Genomic DNA, 14,159 nt, shown 5'->3' with positions numbered 1-14,159 from the left:
GCAGGACTATTGGATTGGAGAGCCAGATGGGCGCACTTTGGATTGCACATGTGACCGTGACTGACGCGGATGCTTATGGGAAATACGCGGAGCTTGCAGGCCCCGCGATTGCCAAACACGGCGGCGAGTTTATTGCCCGTGGTGGCCGGTTTGTGCAGCTGGAGGGCAAAGAGCGGCCACGCAATGTGGTGGCAAAATTCCCAGATGTCGACACGGCGGTCGCCTGCTATCACAGCCCGGAGTACCAAGAGGCGCTTAACCATGCGCGCGGTGCGTCAGAGCGCGAGTTGATGGTGGTCGAAACCAACGACTGAGTCATTCGGACTTCTTGGGTGTGAGAACAAAGTGTCGTCGCGGCGCACTTGTTGAGGGATTTTGGTCCTGACACGCACCATTTCTAGGAAAAATTCCCGACGTGGAGCGTTTGCTTGCGCTTTTATCCTTTCGAGTTCTCGCGTATGTATGCGCGAGAACCGTTATCCCGCATCTTTTTGTCAGGATTCGGAAGTAAGGAGAAAACTCTGATGTGTCGTTGGGCTGCTTATGTTGGGGAACCTTGTTTCCTCGAAGATGTTGTGACGCGGCCAGATCATTCGTTGATCCAGCAAAGCATGCAAGCCACAGAGTGTAAGACGCAGACCAATGGCGACGGTGTTGGTCTGGCGTGGTACGGAAATCGGTCGGAACCGGGGCTGTACCGCGATATTCTACCGGCTTGGTCCGATCCCAACTTGAAATCGTTGACCGCACAAGTGGAGTCGAGCCTGTTTCTGGCTCATGTGCGAGCCTCTACAGGCACTGCTACGAGCCGAAACAATTGCCATCCATTTGCGGTGGGGCGTTGGTCGTTCATGCACAACGGGCAAGTTGGCGGGTTTGAGACCTTTCGGCGTCGCGCGGATATGTTGATCTCTGATGAACTCTATCCCGAGCGCAAGGGCGCGACGGACAGTGAGGTGTTGTTTTTGTTGGGCCTGATGGAAGGCATGGAAGAGCACCCAAAAGAGTCGCTTCAGATTGCGGTTGGAATCCTTGAGCGCATGAGCCGGGAGCGGGGCACAACCCCTCACATGCGCTTGGCGGCGGCGTTCAGCGATGGGGAAACCCTGTATGCGGTGCGATATGCCTCAGATAATCGGGCGCCAACTGTGTATCACCGCGCCAGCGACAGCCGGAGTGGTCGTGCGGTGGTGAGTGAACCGCTGGTTGAGGCGGAAGAGGGGTGGGAAGAAATCCCGGCGGGGTCGTTCTGTCGATTCCACAAAAACGGCAGTTTTGAGATTGAACCGTTTCGCCCATTGAGTTGACGGCTCAAATGAGGAAAAACTTCACCGCCCAGAATAGGAAGATCGCGTGCAGGATTGGGAAAATCCAGATCACGAGATATCCGTCGATTTTGCGGGCGAGGTCTTCGCGGCCAGAAGTTTTTAAGCGTCGAAGAGCAATGTTTATCAGAACCGTGGAGCCGGTGATGAGGAACATGCCCACCAACAGCGAGTCCATGAAGGTTAGGTAGCCGAGCTTGGGCAGCATTGTCGAAATCGCAAAGTTGAAAGCCACAAAAACCAGGAGGTTGGCTGAGGCCATGTCGATGCGACGACGGTATTCTTCCAGAAAAAAGGTGGCCCAGCTCACAAACAGGATGATGAGCAGTGGCAACAGGATACGCAGTACGTAGTATTGTACATGTCGTTTGCCCTCGAAGCGCAGCGCCACCATGGTGGTCTCAGCACCTCCGATGCCTTCCACTGAGCGACGTTCTATGGAAGAGTTTGAGAGGATCCATTCCTCTTCACCAAGTAGATCCCCCATACCAGTTTGTTCTTCCAACGGATAGAACTCGACAAACTTCAGCGGGAGCATTGATGACACTTCAATAAAAAATTCCTGAGTATCAAAGGGGTATCGCTTGAAGTTGAAGTGGGGCGCTTGCAGGGTAGCTGTGAAGCGTTCTGCATACGTGGCTTCACCTGTGTCTTTCAGCAAGATCGACACCTGCTGAGTGAAGCGGCGACCTTGTTGATTGCGAAAGATAAAGTAGGGCGGTTGCGCACCGGCATCGTTCAAAAGTTTTCGGAATGCTTCGTTGCTGTAGGTTTTGACGTCACTGCCATGCGCCGCAGAATCAAAGGCAAATTGAGGGTAATCCGCCTTAAGGAAGAGGGTGCCGACAACCCCGAAGTTTTCCGCTTGTTGATCCACAAAGGTGATTTGGTCGATTGTGATGCCAACGCCAACTTGTTGCGGTGACGTACGTTTGACAAGCGTATCGGTGCTGCTGAAGGTGCCGAACCCACCACTTTGAGCGTGCAATGCGCCGCCGAAAAGAAGCAGAAGGCAGGCGGATACTGCTGAGAACAATTTTTTGAACATGGCGCCTTGGAATGTGAAAATCCTATGGCCCGAACTTCAAATACTTTCGCGATCTTCTCAAGTCATTTGTCAAAAAGAAAAACGCCGGGGCAGGACCCCGGCGTTTCATCAATCATTTAGCCAATCTTCTTGGACATGCGCTTACGCTCATGTGGGTCCAAATAGCGTTTGCGCAGACGCACGTTGCTAGGTGTTACCTCGACCAGCTCGTCATCGTTGATGTAGGCGATGGCTTCTTCCAACGACAACGTCATCGGCGTTGTCAGGCGAACTGCTTCGTCGGTGCCCGATGCACGGACGTTGGTGAGTTTCTTGCCTTTCAGTGGGTTCACTTCAAGGTCGTTCTCACGGCTATGCTCGCCAATGATCATGCCGGTGTAGACATCAGCCTGAGCGCCAATCATCATTTTGCCGCGATCTTCGAGGTTCCACAGTGCAAAGGCTACGGAGGAGCCGTTTTCCATCGAGATCAGAACGCCGGACCGACGGCCAGCGATGGTGCCTTTGTAGGGCGTCCAGCCGTGGAAGACCCGGTTTAGAACACCGGTGCCACGAGTGTCGGTGAGGAATTCGCCGTGGTAGCCAATCAGGCCACGGGACGGCACATGCGCGATAATACGGGTCTTGCCAGCACCCGCTGGGCGCATTTCGACCAATTCGCCTTTACGAGAGCCTGTGATTTTTTCGATCACAGCGCCGGAGTATTCGTCGTCCACGTCGATTGTGGCTTCTTCAACAGGTTCGACAGTCTGGCCGTCTTCTTCACGCATGATCACTTGCGGGCGAGAAATCGACAGCTCAAAGCCTTCGCGGCGCATGTTCTCGATCAGAACGCCCATCTGCAGTTCGCCGCGACCGGAAACTTCAAAAGCTTCGCCGCCGGGAGTGTCCGCGATTTTGATCGCCACGTTTGATTCAGCTTCTTTCATCAAACGATCACGAATGACCCGCGACTGAACTTTCTTGCCGTCACGGCCAGCCAGCGGGCTGTCGTTGATGCCAAAGGTCACTGTGATAGTTGGCGGATCGATCGGCTGCGCTTCGAGCGCATCTTCAACCGCCAGCGCGCAAATGGTGTCAGCCACAGTGGCTTTTGTCATACCGGCCAGAGAAACGATGTCACCAGCTTGGGCTTCTTCGATGTCCTGTTGGGCCAGGCCACGGAATGCCTGAATCTTGGTCACCCGGAATTGTTCGATCTTTTGACCAATGCGGGACAGCGCCTGTACAGTTGCGCCCACTTTCAGCGTACCAGATTCAACGCGACCCGTCAGAATGCGGCCAACAAATGGGTCAGAACCCAAAGTTGTGGCCAGCATGCGGAAGTCGTCTTCTTGTTTGTGAACCTGCTTGGGCTCTGGCACGTGGTTCACAATCAAGTTGAACAGCGCGTGCAGGTCTTTGCGTGGCCCGTCCAGTTCAGCGTCTGCCCAGCCGTTGCGGCCAGAGGCGTACATGTGTGGGAATTCGAGCTGATCATCGTTTGCGTCAAGGGAGGCAAAGAGGTCAAAGCATTCATCCAACGCGCGATCTGGCTCGGCGTCGGGTTTGTCAACTTTGTTGAGAACAACAATTGGGCGTAGGCCGAGAGCCAGCGCCTTGGAGGTCACAAATTTGGTTTGTGGCATTGGGCCTTCCGCCGCGTCTACCAGCAGCACTACGCCGTCAACCATGGAGAGGATACGTTCCACTTCGCCGCCAAAATCGGCGTGGCCAGGGGTGTCCACGATGTTGATGCGTGTGCCCTTCCACTCAACGCTGGTGGGCTTGGCAAAGATGGTGATGCCACGCTCACGCTCCAGCGCGTCGCTGTCCATGGCGCGCTCGGCCACTTCCTGGTTTTCCCGGAATGCGCCCGACTGTTTCAGCAGCTCATCCACGAGTGTGGTTTTGCCGTGGTCAACGTGGGCGATGATGGCGATGTTGCGAAGATCCATAAGGGCAGCCTTTCCTGTTCGCGCTCGCCCTATCGCGGGTCGCAGCAAAAGGCCAGCCCTTTGTGTACCTTAATGCACAGCGGTCTTAGAAAACAGGTTTATCACGAGAATACCCGCAACAATCAGCCCCATGCCAAGAATTGCCGCCAAGTCGAGTTTTTGCCCAAAGGCAAAATAAGCTATGATTGAGATGGAGATGATACCTAGCCCAGACCAAACCGCGTAGGTGATCCCAACCGGCAGAACCTTGAGGGTCAGTGCCATCATATAGAAGGCGAGTCCGTAGCCAATGACCACAATAATTGAGGGGATGGGTTTGGTGAATTGCTGGCTGGCCTGCAGCGCTGCGGTGCCGATGGTTTCAAACACAACGGCAACCAAGAGGATTAAATAGGCTTTGGGCATGCGCGTCCCTGACGGTTAGCGCGCGATGTAGCGATCGCGACGGTGATTTGTTGCGATCATGATATTGGTTACTGCGGCGCCAATCAGCGAGAAGGCGACCGCGTTGAGGTCAAAAAACGACACTGCGAGGCCAAAGACCAGCACGTCAAAGCCAAGTTGGACCCAGCCGGCCTTGATGCCTTTGGTGTCTTGCAGCCAAACCGCCACAATGCCAACGCCACCCAAAGTGGCGCCATGTCTGAAGAGAACAATCAAACCTGCGCCAGCGGTTACACCCGCGAGCACTGCACCAACCAGTGGGTGCACCGTGGCGATTTCAAAAACTTGCGGGAGCAAGAAGGTCCAGAGCGTCAAAAGGCCCACAGCGGCAAAGGTCTTGAGCGTGAAGAACCAACCCATGCGCAGGTAAGCAATGATGTAAAATGGCAGGTTCAGGACAAAAAAGAGCGCACCAAACGTCAGCCCGGTGGCCTTGGCCGCGACCAAAGACAGGCCGGCAATCTGGCCAGTAAAGAGCCCAACCGCCTGTAGAAACTGTACCGACAGTGCAACCAGCAGGGTGCCAACAACAAGCCCTTGAATATCATCAAAAGGGCTGTGTTTTTCAGGGCTTGGGGATTCAATAAAACTTACCATGGCACCGGATTTGCCGCAGCGCAGTGCGACTGTCTAGGGGGTGCGGCGCAAGGCCGCTATGCAGTTGGGGTCTACCGGGCGAGGGTAAAGGGCATCCTAAGGCGCAGCGGGTGCGCCTTAGGGCATTTTGTCTCAGCGATCAGCCTGCGAGGGCTTTGTTGAGGTTTTCATCGATCTTTTCGAGGAAGCCCATGGTGGTCATCCAACCTTGATTAGGCCCGACAAGAAGCGCCAGGTCTTTGGTCATGTGCCCGCTTTCAACGGTGTCGATGATCACCCGCTCCAGTGTTTCTGCAAAGGCGCGCAGGGCAATGTTGTTGTCCAGTTTTGCGCGGTGCTTCAGCCCGCCAGTCCATGCGTAGATCGAGGCGATCGAGTTGGTGGAGGTGGCTTCGCCTTTCTGGTGCTGGCGATAGTGACGAGTCACTGTGCCGTGCGCGGCCTCGGCCTCGACAATTTTTCCGTCCGGGGTCATCAGCTGTGAGGTCATCAGGCCAAGGGAACCGAAACCCTGAGCCACGGTGTCAGATTGCACGTCACCGTCGTAGTTTTTACATGCCCAAACAAATTTACCGTTCCATTTCATGGCGCAGGCAACCATATCGTCGATCAGGCGGTGCTCGTACCAGATGCCAGCTGCCTTGAACTTCTCGGCAAATTCTTCCTCATAGACCTTTTGGAACAGATCTTTGAAGCGGCCGTCATAAGCTTTCAAGATGGTGTTTTTAGTCGAGAGGTACACCGGCCAGCCGAGGTTGAGGCCGTAATTCAGAGAGGCGCGCGCGAAGTCGATGATTGAGCTGTCGAGGTTGTACATCGCCTGATACACGCCAGCGGACGGCGCGTCGTAGACCTCTTTCTCAATCACGGTGCCATCTTCGCCGATAAACTTCATGGTCAGCTTGCCAGCGCCAGGGAAGGTGAAATCGGTGGCTTTATACTGATCACCAAAGGCGTGACGCCCCACTACAATGGGGGAGGTCCAGCCTGGCACAAGGCGCGGTACGTTGCGGCAGATGATTGGCTGGCGGAACACCACACCACCAAGGATGTTACGGATCGTGCCGTTGGGCGAGCGCCACATTTTCTTGAGGCCAAATTCTTCGACGCGCTGCTCATCGGGTGTGATGGTGGCGCATTTGATTGCAACGCCAACTTCTTTGGTCTTCTCGGCGGCATCAATGGTGATTTGGTCTTCGGTGCGGTCCCGCTCTTCGATGCCCAGATCATAATACAGCAGATCGAGGTCCAAGTAAGGCAGCATCAATTTGTCTTTGATGAACTGCCAAATGATGCGTGTCATTTCATCGCCGTCCATCTCGACGATGGGATTTTCCACTTTGATTTTGGTCATGGGGGTCTCCTGTGAACCGAGTCGTATTTGTCGCCCGTCGTAAGGAAGTTTAACCGCTTTGGGAAGGCTTTGTATGCGATTGTATACAATTTGTATCGGGCGCGAACTATTGTTGCGCGAAACCTAGCATGACAATTGCATTTCACAAAATTCCACCACCTCTCGACCGCGGCAGGGGACAGAGGTAGGATCACGTTAAACGGGTGTTGGAGTGATGATGTGAAGCAAGCAGTGTCAGAGGTGGTACGGTGTTTTAGGGTGGCGTGGCATCTGAGAGTGCCCTTTGTGCAATCCCATCTGGTGTTCAACATTTTGCTGGCGGCGGCTTTTGCGCCACTAATGGCCGGCACGGTACACTTGGCGTTGAAATTTTCAGGCCAACCAGCCTTGGCCGATTTTGACATCGCTTTGTTTTTGCTTTCTCCAGTTGGGTTTGTGGCGGGAGTGCTGATCGCCGGACTGGCCTTGGTTCTTCTGACGCTGGACGTGTCTTTCATGATGGCGGTTGCATTGCGCGACCGAGAAGGAAAGACGCACGGGTTTTTGGACGGAGTGGCGCTGGTGCTCCCGCGTGCACCAGCGGTGCTTGGGTTGGCCGTGCAGTTTTGCCTGCGGCTTCTGGCTATGTGTTTGCCCTTTCTCGCGGTCTGCGGTTTGGCTTTTGTCAGCTGGATGACGGATTACGACATCAACTATTACCTCAGCTTTCATCCGCCGGAATTTGTGCAAACCGTGGTGGTTTGCGGCATTGCGTTGGCGTTTATGGCGGCTTTGGTGATGTGGCGGACACTGGGCTGGGTTCTGGCATTGCCGCTGGTGGTATTTGACAATCGTCGGGCAGGGGAGGCCTTACGTGAGAGTCAGGCGCGCATGGCGGGTCGGCGCGTAGAATTCCTTGGGAGATTGGCAATCTGGGCGGCGCTAGGCGCCGTGGTCGGTGGCGCAGCCTTGTTTGTTGTTGGCGTGATTATTCAGATTGGCCTGCATTTTGTGCCGTTTGGGCTCAAGGGGCTGGCCGCGTTTCTGCTGCTGTCGGCAGCATTGTGGGCGCTTCTCAACCTGATCCTCACATCTCTGACCACCGGTGCCCTGGCTGTGGCCTTTATGGGGTTCGCAGACTGGCCCAATGCCGGTCAAAAACGAGAGTTGCCTAAGGCGTTTTTGGGGGGCGTGGTGGCTGTGGCGGCTGTTGTCACTTTGCTTGGCGGCTTTGGTGTTGCGGAGCTGATGAAGGTTGATCAGGATCGACCGGTTGCGGTGATCGCGCACCGAGGTGCATCTGGCGCGGCGCCGGAAAACACGATGGCCGCGGTAACCCGTGCCGTTGAGGACCAAGCCGACTGGGTGGAGATCGATGTACAAGAAACCGCGGATGGCGCAGTGGTTGTGGTGCATGACAGCGACTTTATGAAAGTGGCTGGAAACCCATTGAAAATCTGGGACGCCACTTTGGCGGATCTGGACGCAATCGACATTGGCAGCTGGTTTGAGCCAGCGTTTGCCTCAGAGCGTACGGCCACGTTGGAAGAGGTGCTGCTGGCAACCAAGGATAAGTCCGGCGTGGTCATTGAGCTCAAATACTACGGCCATGACGAAGACCTTGAGCAACGGGTGATCGACATCGTGGAAGCTGCTGACATGGTGGATCAGGTTAAGATCATGTCGCTGAAGGCGAATGCGGTGGCCAAGATGCGCGAATTGCGTCCGAACTGGAATGTCGGGCTTTTGGCCTCGGCATCACTTGGAAACATGTGGGATCTGGATGTCGACTTTCTGGCGGTGAACAGTGCAACCATGTCGCGCCAGCTGGTGCGTGGTTCACAGGATGTTGGCAAGGAGGTCTATGTGTGGACCGTGAATGACGCGTTGTCGATGTCGGGCATGTTGTCTTACGGGGTGGATGGACTGATCACTGATGAACCTGCGCTGGCCCGGCAGGTGTTGGCTGATCGCAAGACGTTGACAGGCGTTGAGCGGCTGGTGCTTGGATTGGCGGGGCGGATTGGGCTGGATGTGCCACATCGAGGCGAAGATGACGTGCAGTAAGCTCATCGCATTTCTCTCCGTGATTATTGTTTTAAGTGAGCCGGTTAATTCTCAGAGTTCAGATGGAGAATTGGGGTTTTCTTCCAAGGTGGAGGTTTGGCGGCACAGCCGACTGCAGGTACTTCGTGCGGAGGACTCAACCGCTTTGGTGCCTTTCACAACGGATGGCTGTTCTGGCGGCATGTCTGCGGCATGGGGTAGTTTGGCCCGCACGTTCCCTTGGTTCGCGCGTGTGTTTGCGCATGAAGCGCCCTGGCATGACTGCTGTGTAGTGCATGACAGAGCGTATCACCTGGGGGGTGAAGTGCCTGACGCGGAAGCTGGTTTTCGAGCGCGTCTAAAGGCAGATAAGGATCTGAGAATGTGCGTGCAGGGCGTGGCAGATGGTCAGGCCGCCGTGTTGGCGCAACAATTTGATAGTACGCCGGAAGATGTCACTGCCGCGATCTATTTTGTGGCGGACCGCATGTATGATGCCGTGCGCGTAGGGGGGTTGCCCTGTTCAGGTCTGCCGTGGCGTTGGGGATATGGCTGGCCTCAGTGTTTTTAATTTAACCGTTTTCGGAAAACCATTTGGCGATGCGGGTTTTTAAGTGGTCCCAAATCGCAGGGGCGCCTTTAGCAACTTTCCAGCCCACACGGTCTTCAAGCTGTTGCTTGGTCACGTTGTACTCGGGCCAAGTGCCGCCATTGGTTTCAAGGTTGCCAATCACTGGCTGAACCCGATCAATGCTTTTGGCAAACACGGCGTCATCGCTTTCGGCCGCTTCAAACTCGTCCCACAACGCGCGCAGCACGCTGGCTTGATCTGTTGGCAATAGACCAAAGATTCGGTCTGCCGCGGCGCTTTCCGCAGCTTCCATCGCAGCGATATCGTGATCGCCGTGTATTGGACTGTCACCCACATCAATTTCAACCAGATCGTGGATCAGCAGCATGCGGATCACACGGTCGATGTTGATGTTTGTGTTGGCATGTTCCGACAGGATCATCGCGTAAAGCGCAATGTGCCAACTGTGGCCGCCACTGTCTTCTTTGCGGTGGCCATCCAGAACATTGGTGGCGCGGTAGACAGATTTCAACTTGTCGGCTTCGGTCAAGAAGGCGAGTTGGGCGGAGAGGCGGTCGCTCATTTGGGTGTTTCTGTCTTCGCTGCTGCGGCTCGGGCGGCTTTCACTTTGTTGATGAGAAAGGCCCGGCCTTTTTCTTCGGACATGCGCACACGCACTTCCATCAGATACGCTTCTTCAAGCGACTGAGAGGACGCGCCAAGCACCGCACTTACCTCCATGAAGAGACGCTCATCACCCAGTTCTTTCTGGGCTTTGATTGTGTCATCGGCAAGTTTGGATGCCAGCGTGTCCAGTGCGCTCATTAGCGGCTGCTCTCCGTCAGGCGGCGTTTCACGTAGTTGGTGACGTTGCCCGTCATCTGATCCATGTAGTCGTCGGTCTCAAAGAAATGCCCCGCGCCATCGATCTCAGTATGCGTAATGGTGATGCCCTTTTGCTCGTGCAATTTGTTCACAAGCGTGTGGGTGTCCGCAGGCGGTGCAACGCGATCCGCCGTGCCGTTCAAAATCAAGCCAGAGCTTGGGCAAGGCGCAAGGAACGAGAAATCATACATGTTGGCTGGTGGGGCAATTGAAATGAACCCGGTGATCTCTGGTCGTCTCATCAGGAGTTGCATGCCGATCCATGCCCCAAAAGAGAACCCAGCCACCCAGCAGTGCTTGGAATTGGTGTTCATCGATTGCAGGTAGTCCAGCGCCGACGCCGCATCAGACAGCTCGCCAACACCTTGATCATATTCACCCTGAGACCGGCCAACGCCACGGAAGTTGAACCGAAGCACAGTAAAGCCCATATTGTAGAAGGCATAGTGCAGGTTGTAGACAACCTTATTGTTCATGGTGCCGCCAAACTGCGGGTGCGGATGCAGCACAATCGCGATTGGCGCATCTTTTTCTTTTTGTGGATGATAGCGGCCTTCGAGGCGGCCTTCTGGTCCCGGAAAAATCACCTCTGGCATATTTGTCGCTTTTCTCCCTGAAAAGGTATGAACGAATTCTTGACGAATTTGCTCTGTCACCTTAGAACGCTTCTAAATAGTTGAACGGTTCAAAAACAAGCCGTTCCGGTCCTAGCGACTTAAGCATATGCATGGCTGAGGTCAATCAATTCGAAGGGGTGCTACATGAAACTGTCGACAAAAGGCCGTTATGCGGTGGTTGCTTTGGCGGATATTGCACTTCAACCACCCGAAGATCTCGTGAGCTTGAGCGAAATCTCCAAACGACAGGATATTTCGCTGCCTTATTTGGAGCAGCTTTTTGTGAAGTTACGTCGGGCTGAGCTTGTTACGTCTGTTCGCGGGCCTGGTGGCGGATACCGTTTGGCGCGTTCAAAGTCCGAGATTCGAGTGGCCGATATTCTGGCAGCTGTGGATGAGACGGTTTCAGCCTTGCACACGGGGGCAGGGGCCAGCGGAGGCTCTTGTGGCTCTCGGGCGCAATCGATGGCGAACCGACTCTGGGAAGGGCTGTCAGCGCATGTGTATGTGTTTCTGCACCAAACCCGTCTGTCGGATATTGTCGAGAACGAGCTGGCGCCGTGTCCTGCGGTTCCAACACTGTTTTCCGTTGTTGATGAAATGGCGGACGAAAACGCCTGATGCGTACTTATTTGGATCATAACGCAACAACGCCACTGCGCGCTGAAGCGCGGGAGGCGATGATTGCCGCCATGGAGGTCTATGGGAATCCGTCGTCGGTACATTCCGAAGGGCGGAAGGCCAAAGCTATCCTAGAGAGAGCACGCGGCGATATTGCCTCGGCTTTTGGGGCGGATGGCGCGGATGTGATTTTTACCAGCAGTGCAACTGAGTCTGCGGCTTTGGCCCTGTCGGGGCGTAACTTGCATGCGGCGGGCATTGAACATGATGCGGTCAACGCCTGGACGCTAAATGATTTGCTCGTTGATGAGCAGGGTTCCGTGGCGGTTCACGATCCAAGCGCAAGCTGTGTACAACTCGCAAACTCCGAAACAGGAGTTGTGCAAAACTTGCCTGACGGCGTGGCCGTCAGCGATATGACACAAGCCTTTGGCAAGTTGCCTCTGGCCTTTAATTGGACAGGCGCGCACATGGCGCTGATTTCCGCACATAAACTTGGTGGCCCCAAAGGGATTGGGGCTCTTGTGGTCAAGCGAGGTACTGAAGTGCCCGCACAATTACTCGGCGGCGGTCAAGAAATGGGCCGGCGCGCTGGTACCGAGAATGTGATTGGGGCCGCGGGTTTTGCGGCAGCGGCCAAAGTCGCGGTGCAAGAATTGGCCGATGGCGTTTGGGATCGGGTTGCAGAGCTGCGCGATTTGCTGGAAGACAGGCTATCCGCAGACGCGCCAGACGCCATTATCGTTGGCAAAGGGGCCAAGCGGCTTCCCAACACAACGGCCGTTGCGGTGCCGGGCTGGAAGGGTGAGACGCAGGTCATGCAAATGGATCTGGCCGGCTATGCGATTTCCGCTGGATCTGCCTGTTCTTCAGGCAAGGTGCGCGCTAGCAAGGTGCTGACCGCGATGGGATTTGATGAGATGACGGCTGCAAGCGCAATACGGGTGAGCTTGGGGCCACACACAAGCGAACAGGACGTCATGGGTTTTGCCGACAAATGGCTGGCCCAGATGCACAAACACCGCGCCTTGGCGCGACAGAAAGATTAGGAGACGCACATGGCTGTAGTTGAGGAAACCCAGGTCAAAGACGGTGTTGATCAGGAAACCGTAGATGCCGTGCGCGAAGTTGGCGGCAAATACAAATATGGTTGGGAAACCGAAATTGAGATGGATTATGCCCCAAAAGGGTTGACCGAGGACATTGTCCGACTGATTTCGGAAAAGAACGAAGAGCCGGAATGGATGACCGACTGGCGGTTGGAAGCGTACAAACGTTGGCTGACCAAAGAAGAGCCGGATTGGGCGATGTTGGATTATCCTGAAGTGGATTTTCAGGACCAATATTACTATGCGCGCCCCAAGAGCATGGAGGTGAAGCCGAAGTCTTTGGATGAAGTCGATCCCAAACTTCTGGCCACCTATGCAAAACTGGGAATTCCGCTGAAAGAACAGATGATTCTGGCCGGTGTTGAGGGTGCGGAAAATGCGCCAGCCGAGGGCCGGAAAGTTGCTGTGGATGCGGTGTTTGACTCGGTGTCTTTGGGCACCACCTTCCAAGATGAGTTGAAAGACGCGGGCGTTATCTTCTGCTCGATTTCTGAAGCTATTCGTGAGCATCCGGAGTTGGTAAAAAAATACCTTGGCTCCGTTGTGCCTGTGTCGGACAACTTCTATGCCACATTGAACAGCGCTGTGTTCTCAGATGGGTCGTTTGTTTACGTGCCGCCTGGCGTGCGCTGCCCTATGGAGCTGTCCACGTATTTCCGCATCAACGCGGAAAACACTGGCCAGTTTGAGCGGACTTTGATCATCGCGGACAAAGGTTCCTACGTTTCGTATCTTGAAGGCTGTACCGCGCCTCAGCGTGACACCAGCCAACTGCACGCCGCTGTGGTTGAGATTGTGATCGAAGAAGACGCTGAGGTGAAATACTCCACCGTTCAGAACTGGTACCCTGGGGATGAGAACGGCAAAGGCGGGATCTACAACTTTGTGACCAAGCGCGCCGACTGTCGTGGTGACCGTGCCAAGATCATGTGGACACAGGTCGAAACTGGATCAGCTGTGACATGGAAATATCCGTCGTGCATTTTGCGTGGTGACGATGCGCAGGGTGAGTTCTACTCGATCGCGATCACAAACCATCACCAGCAGGCGGACACTGGCACCAAAATGATCCACCTGGGTAAAAACACCAAGTCGCGGATTGTCTCCAAAGGCATCAGCGCCGGTGTGGCTCAGAACACTTATCGTGGTCAGGTTTCGATGCACCCAAAAGCCAAAAACAGCCGAAATTACACACAGTGTGACAGCCTGCTAATTGGCGACAAATGTGGGGCGCACACGGTGCCGTACATCGAGGTGAAGAACAACTCGTCTCGTGTGGAGCACGAAGCAACCACTTCCAAGGTGGATGATGAACAGATGTTCTACTGCCGCCAGCGCGGTATGGATGAAGAAGCGGCCGTCGCGTTGATCGTGAATGGCTTTGCCAAGGAGGTGCTGCAAGCGCTGCCAATGGAATTTGCCATGGAAGCGCAACAGCTTGTGGCTATTTCTTTGGAGGGGTCTGTTGGCTGATCAAAGTACTTCATTGCGCGAGAAGCTGCTTGCGGCCTTGCCTTTTGTGATGCCGGCTATCGGCGGAATGTTGGGAGTGATCTATCTCAACACCGCTGAAGGGTTCCCGATCCCATTTTTGTGGGTTGGGATCGGCATCCTGGGTGGCTGGGC

15 protein-coding genes are annotated in these 14,159 nt (G+C 54.9%); 7 read left to right on the top strand and 8 right to left on the bottom strand.

Annotation, left to right across the window (positions count from 1 at the left end; translation table 11 throughout):
* The first annotated feature begins 26 nt into the window (after positions 1-26).
* Both QZ517_RS00680 and QZ517_RS00675 read left to right on the top strand, forming a co-directional pair.
* A complete protein-coding gene (locus QZ517_RS00680; protein WP_294220408.1) occupies positions 27-314 on the top strand; it encodes a DUF1330 domain-containing protein in 288 nt (95 codons plus the stop codon).
* 210 nt (positions 315-524) lie between these two features.
* A complete protein-coding gene (locus QZ517_RS00675) occupies positions 525-1,307 on the top strand; it encodes a class II glutamine amidotransferase (RefSeq protein ID WP_294220404.1) in 783 nt (260 codons plus the stop codon).
* 4 nt (positions 1,308-1,311) lie between these two features.
* Here QZ517_RS00675 and QZ517_RS00670 read toward each other — a convergent pair whose 3' ends face one another.
* The 5 genes from QZ517_RS00670 to QZ517_RS00650 all read right to left on the bottom strand — a co-directional run bounded on the left by QZ517_RS00670 (position 1,312) and on the right by QZ517_RS00650 (position 6,705).
* The gene (locus QZ517_RS00670; protein WP_294220401.1) at positions 1,312-2,373 is read right to left on the bottom strand and encodes a hypothetical protein; all 1,062 of its coding nucleotides are present in this window, start codon (positions 2,371-2,373) and stop codon (positions 1,312-1,314) included.
* A gap of 116 nt (positions 2,374-2,489) precedes the next feature.
* On the bottom strand, positions 2,490-4,310 hold the full coding sequence (gene typA, locus QZ517_RS00665; RefSeq protein WP_294220397.1) for a translational GTPase TypA: 1,821 nt from the start codon (positions 4,308-4,310) through the stop codon (positions 2,490-2,492).
* A 69-nt stretch (positions 4,311-4,379) separates the two neighbouring features.
* Positions 4,380-4,715 (bottom strand): SMR family transporter, encoded by a 336-nt coding sequence (locus QZ517_RS00660; protein WP_283427390.1) that lies wholly within the window; start codon positions 4,713-4,715, stop codon positions 4,380-4,382.
* A gap of 15 nt (positions 4,716-4,730) precedes the next feature.
* Complete coding sequence (locus QZ517_RS00655) at positions 4,731-5,351, bottom strand: YitT family protein (protein WP_294220388.1); 621 nt, start codon at positions 5,349-5,351, stop codon at positions 4,731-4,733.
* 139 nt (positions 5,352-5,490) lie between these two features.
* Complete coding sequence (locus QZ517_RS00650; RefSeq protein WP_294220384.1) at positions 5,491-6,705, bottom strand: NADP-dependent isocitrate dehydrogenase; 1,215 nt, start codon at positions 6,703-6,705, stop codon at positions 5,491-5,493.
* A gap of 285 nt (positions 6,706-6,990) precedes the next feature.
* On the opposite strand from QZ517_RS00650, the gene QZ517_RS00645 reads away from it, so the two are divergent.
* Both QZ517_RS00645 and QZ517_RS00640 read left to right on the top strand, forming a co-directional pair.
* The gene (locus tag QZ517_RS00645; RefSeq protein WP_294220378.1) at positions 6,991-8,751 is read left to right on the top strand and encodes a glycerophosphodiester phosphodiesterase; all 1,761 of its coding nucleotides are present in this window, start codon (positions 6,991-6,993) and stop codon (positions 8,749-8,751) included.
* A 148-nt stretch (positions 8,752-8,899) separates the two neighbouring features.
* A complete protein-coding gene (locus QZ517_RS00640) occupies positions 8,900-9,301 on the top strand; it encodes a hypothetical protein (protein ID WP_294220375.1) in 402 nt (133 codons plus the stop codon).
* A 1-nt stretch (position 9,302) separates the two neighbouring features.
* On the opposite strand, the gene QZ517_RS00635 is transcribed toward QZ517_RS00640, so the two are convergent.
* The 3 genes from QZ517_RS00635 to QZ517_RS00625 are packed head-to-tail and all read right to left on the bottom strand — an operon-like array spanning position 9,303 to position 10,782.
* Positions 9,303-9,884 carry an HD domain-containing protein gene (locus QZ517_RS00635; RefSeq protein WP_294220370.1) on the bottom strand — a complete coding sequence of 194 codons (582 nt, stop codon included), beginning with the start codon at positions 9,882-9,884 and terminating at the stop codon, positions 9,303-9,305.
* Positions 9,881-10,126, bottom strand: a complete 246-nt coding sequence (locus QZ517_RS00630) for a hypothetical protein (RefSeq protein ID WP_294220367.1) — start codon at positions 10,124-10,126, stop codon at positions 9,881-9,883. The genes QZ517_RS00635 and QZ517_RS00630 overlap by 4 nt, the downstream gene beginning before the upstream one ends.
* Positions 10,126-10,782, bottom strand: coding sequence for an alpha/beta hydrolase (locus QZ517_RS00625; RefSeq protein WP_294220364.1), 657 nt, complete (start codon positions 10,780-10,782; stop codon positions 10,126-10,128). The genes QZ517_RS00630 and QZ517_RS00625 overlap by 1 nt, the downstream gene beginning before the upstream one ends.
* Before the next feature lie 165 nt (positions 10,783-10,947).
* On the opposite strand from QZ517_RS00625, the gene QZ517_RS00620 reads away from it, so the two are divergent.
* The 3 genes from QZ517_RS00620 to sufB are packed head-to-tail and all read left to right on the top strand — an operon-like array spanning position 10,948 to position 14,006.
* On the top strand, positions 10,948-11,424 hold the full coding sequence (locus QZ517_RS00620; RefSeq protein WP_294220360.1) for an Rrf2 family transcriptional regulator: 477 nt from the start codon (positions 10,948-10,950) through the stop codon (positions 11,422-11,424).
* On the top strand, positions 11,421-12,473 hold the full coding sequence (locus QZ517_RS00615) for a cysteine desulfurase family protein (protein WP_294220664.1): 1,053 nt from the start codon (positions 11,421-11,423) through the stop codon (positions 12,471-12,473). The genes QZ517_RS00620 and QZ517_RS00615 overlap by 4 nt, the downstream gene beginning before the upstream one ends.
* Positions 12,474-12,482: 9 nt before the next feature.
* Positions 12,483-14,006, top strand: a complete 1,524-nt coding sequence (gene sufB, locus QZ517_RS00610) for a Fe-S cluster assembly protein SufB (RefSeq protein ID WP_294220357.1) — start codon at positions 12,483-12,485, stop codon at positions 14,004-14,006.
* Positions 14,007-14,159: the final 153 nt, after the last annotated feature.

The organism is uncultured Shimia sp. (assembly GCF_913054185.1).
GTDB lineage: Bacteria > Pseudomonadota > Alphaproteobacteria > Rhodobacterales > Rhodobacteraceae > Shimia.
The sequence above is the reverse complement of the archived record's forward strand: the minus strand, read 5'-3'. Positions and strand labels throughout refer to the sequence as shown.

Coding starts and splice junctions, on each gene's coding strand:
- QZ517_RS00680 (WP_294220408.1), top strand. CDS start 27: ATGGGCGCACTTTGGATTGCACATGTGACCGTGACTGACGCGGATGCT.
- QZ517_RS00675 (WP_294220404.1), top strand. CDS start 525: ATGTGTCGTTGGGCTGCTTATGTTGGGGAACCTTGTTTCCTCGAAGAT.
- QZ517_RS00670 (WP_294220401.1), bottom strand. CDS start 2,373: ATGTTCAAAAAATTGTTCTCAGCAGTATCCGCCTGCCTTCTGCTTCTT.
- typA (WP_294220397.1), bottom strand. CDS start 4,310: ATGGATCTTCGCAACATCGCCATCATCGCCCACGTTGACCACGGCAAA.
- QZ517_RS00660 (WP_283427390.1), bottom strand. CDS start 4,715: ATGCCCAAAGCCTATTTAATCCTCTTGGTTGCCGTTGTGTTTGAAACC.
- QZ517_RS00655 (WP_294220388.1), bottom strand. CDS start 5,351: ATGGTAAGTTTTATTGAATCCCCAAGCCCTGAAAAACACAGCCCTTTT.
- QZ517_RS00650 (WP_294220384.1), bottom strand. CDS start 6,705: ATGACCAAAATCAAAGTGGAAAATCCCATCGTCGAGATGGACGGCGAT.
- QZ517_RS00635 (WP_294220370.1), bottom strand. CDS start 9,884: ATGAGCGACCGCCTCTCCGCCCAACTCGCCTTCTTGACCGAAGCCGAC.
- QZ517_RS00630 (WP_294220367.1), bottom strand. CDS start 10,126: ATGAGCGCACTGGACACGCTGGCATCCAAACTTGCCGATGACACAATC.
- QZ517_RS00625 (WP_294220364.1), bottom strand. CDS start 10,782: ATGCCAGAGGTGATTTTTCCGGGACCAGAAGGCCGCCTCGAAGGCCGC.
- QZ517_RS00620 (WP_294220360.1), top strand. CDS start 10,948: ATGAAACTGTCGACAAAAGGCCGTTATGCGGTGGTTGCTTTGGCGGAT.
- sufB (WP_294220357.1), top strand. CDS start 12,483: ATGGCTGTAGTTGAGGAAACCCAGGTCAAAGACGGTGTTGATCAGGAA.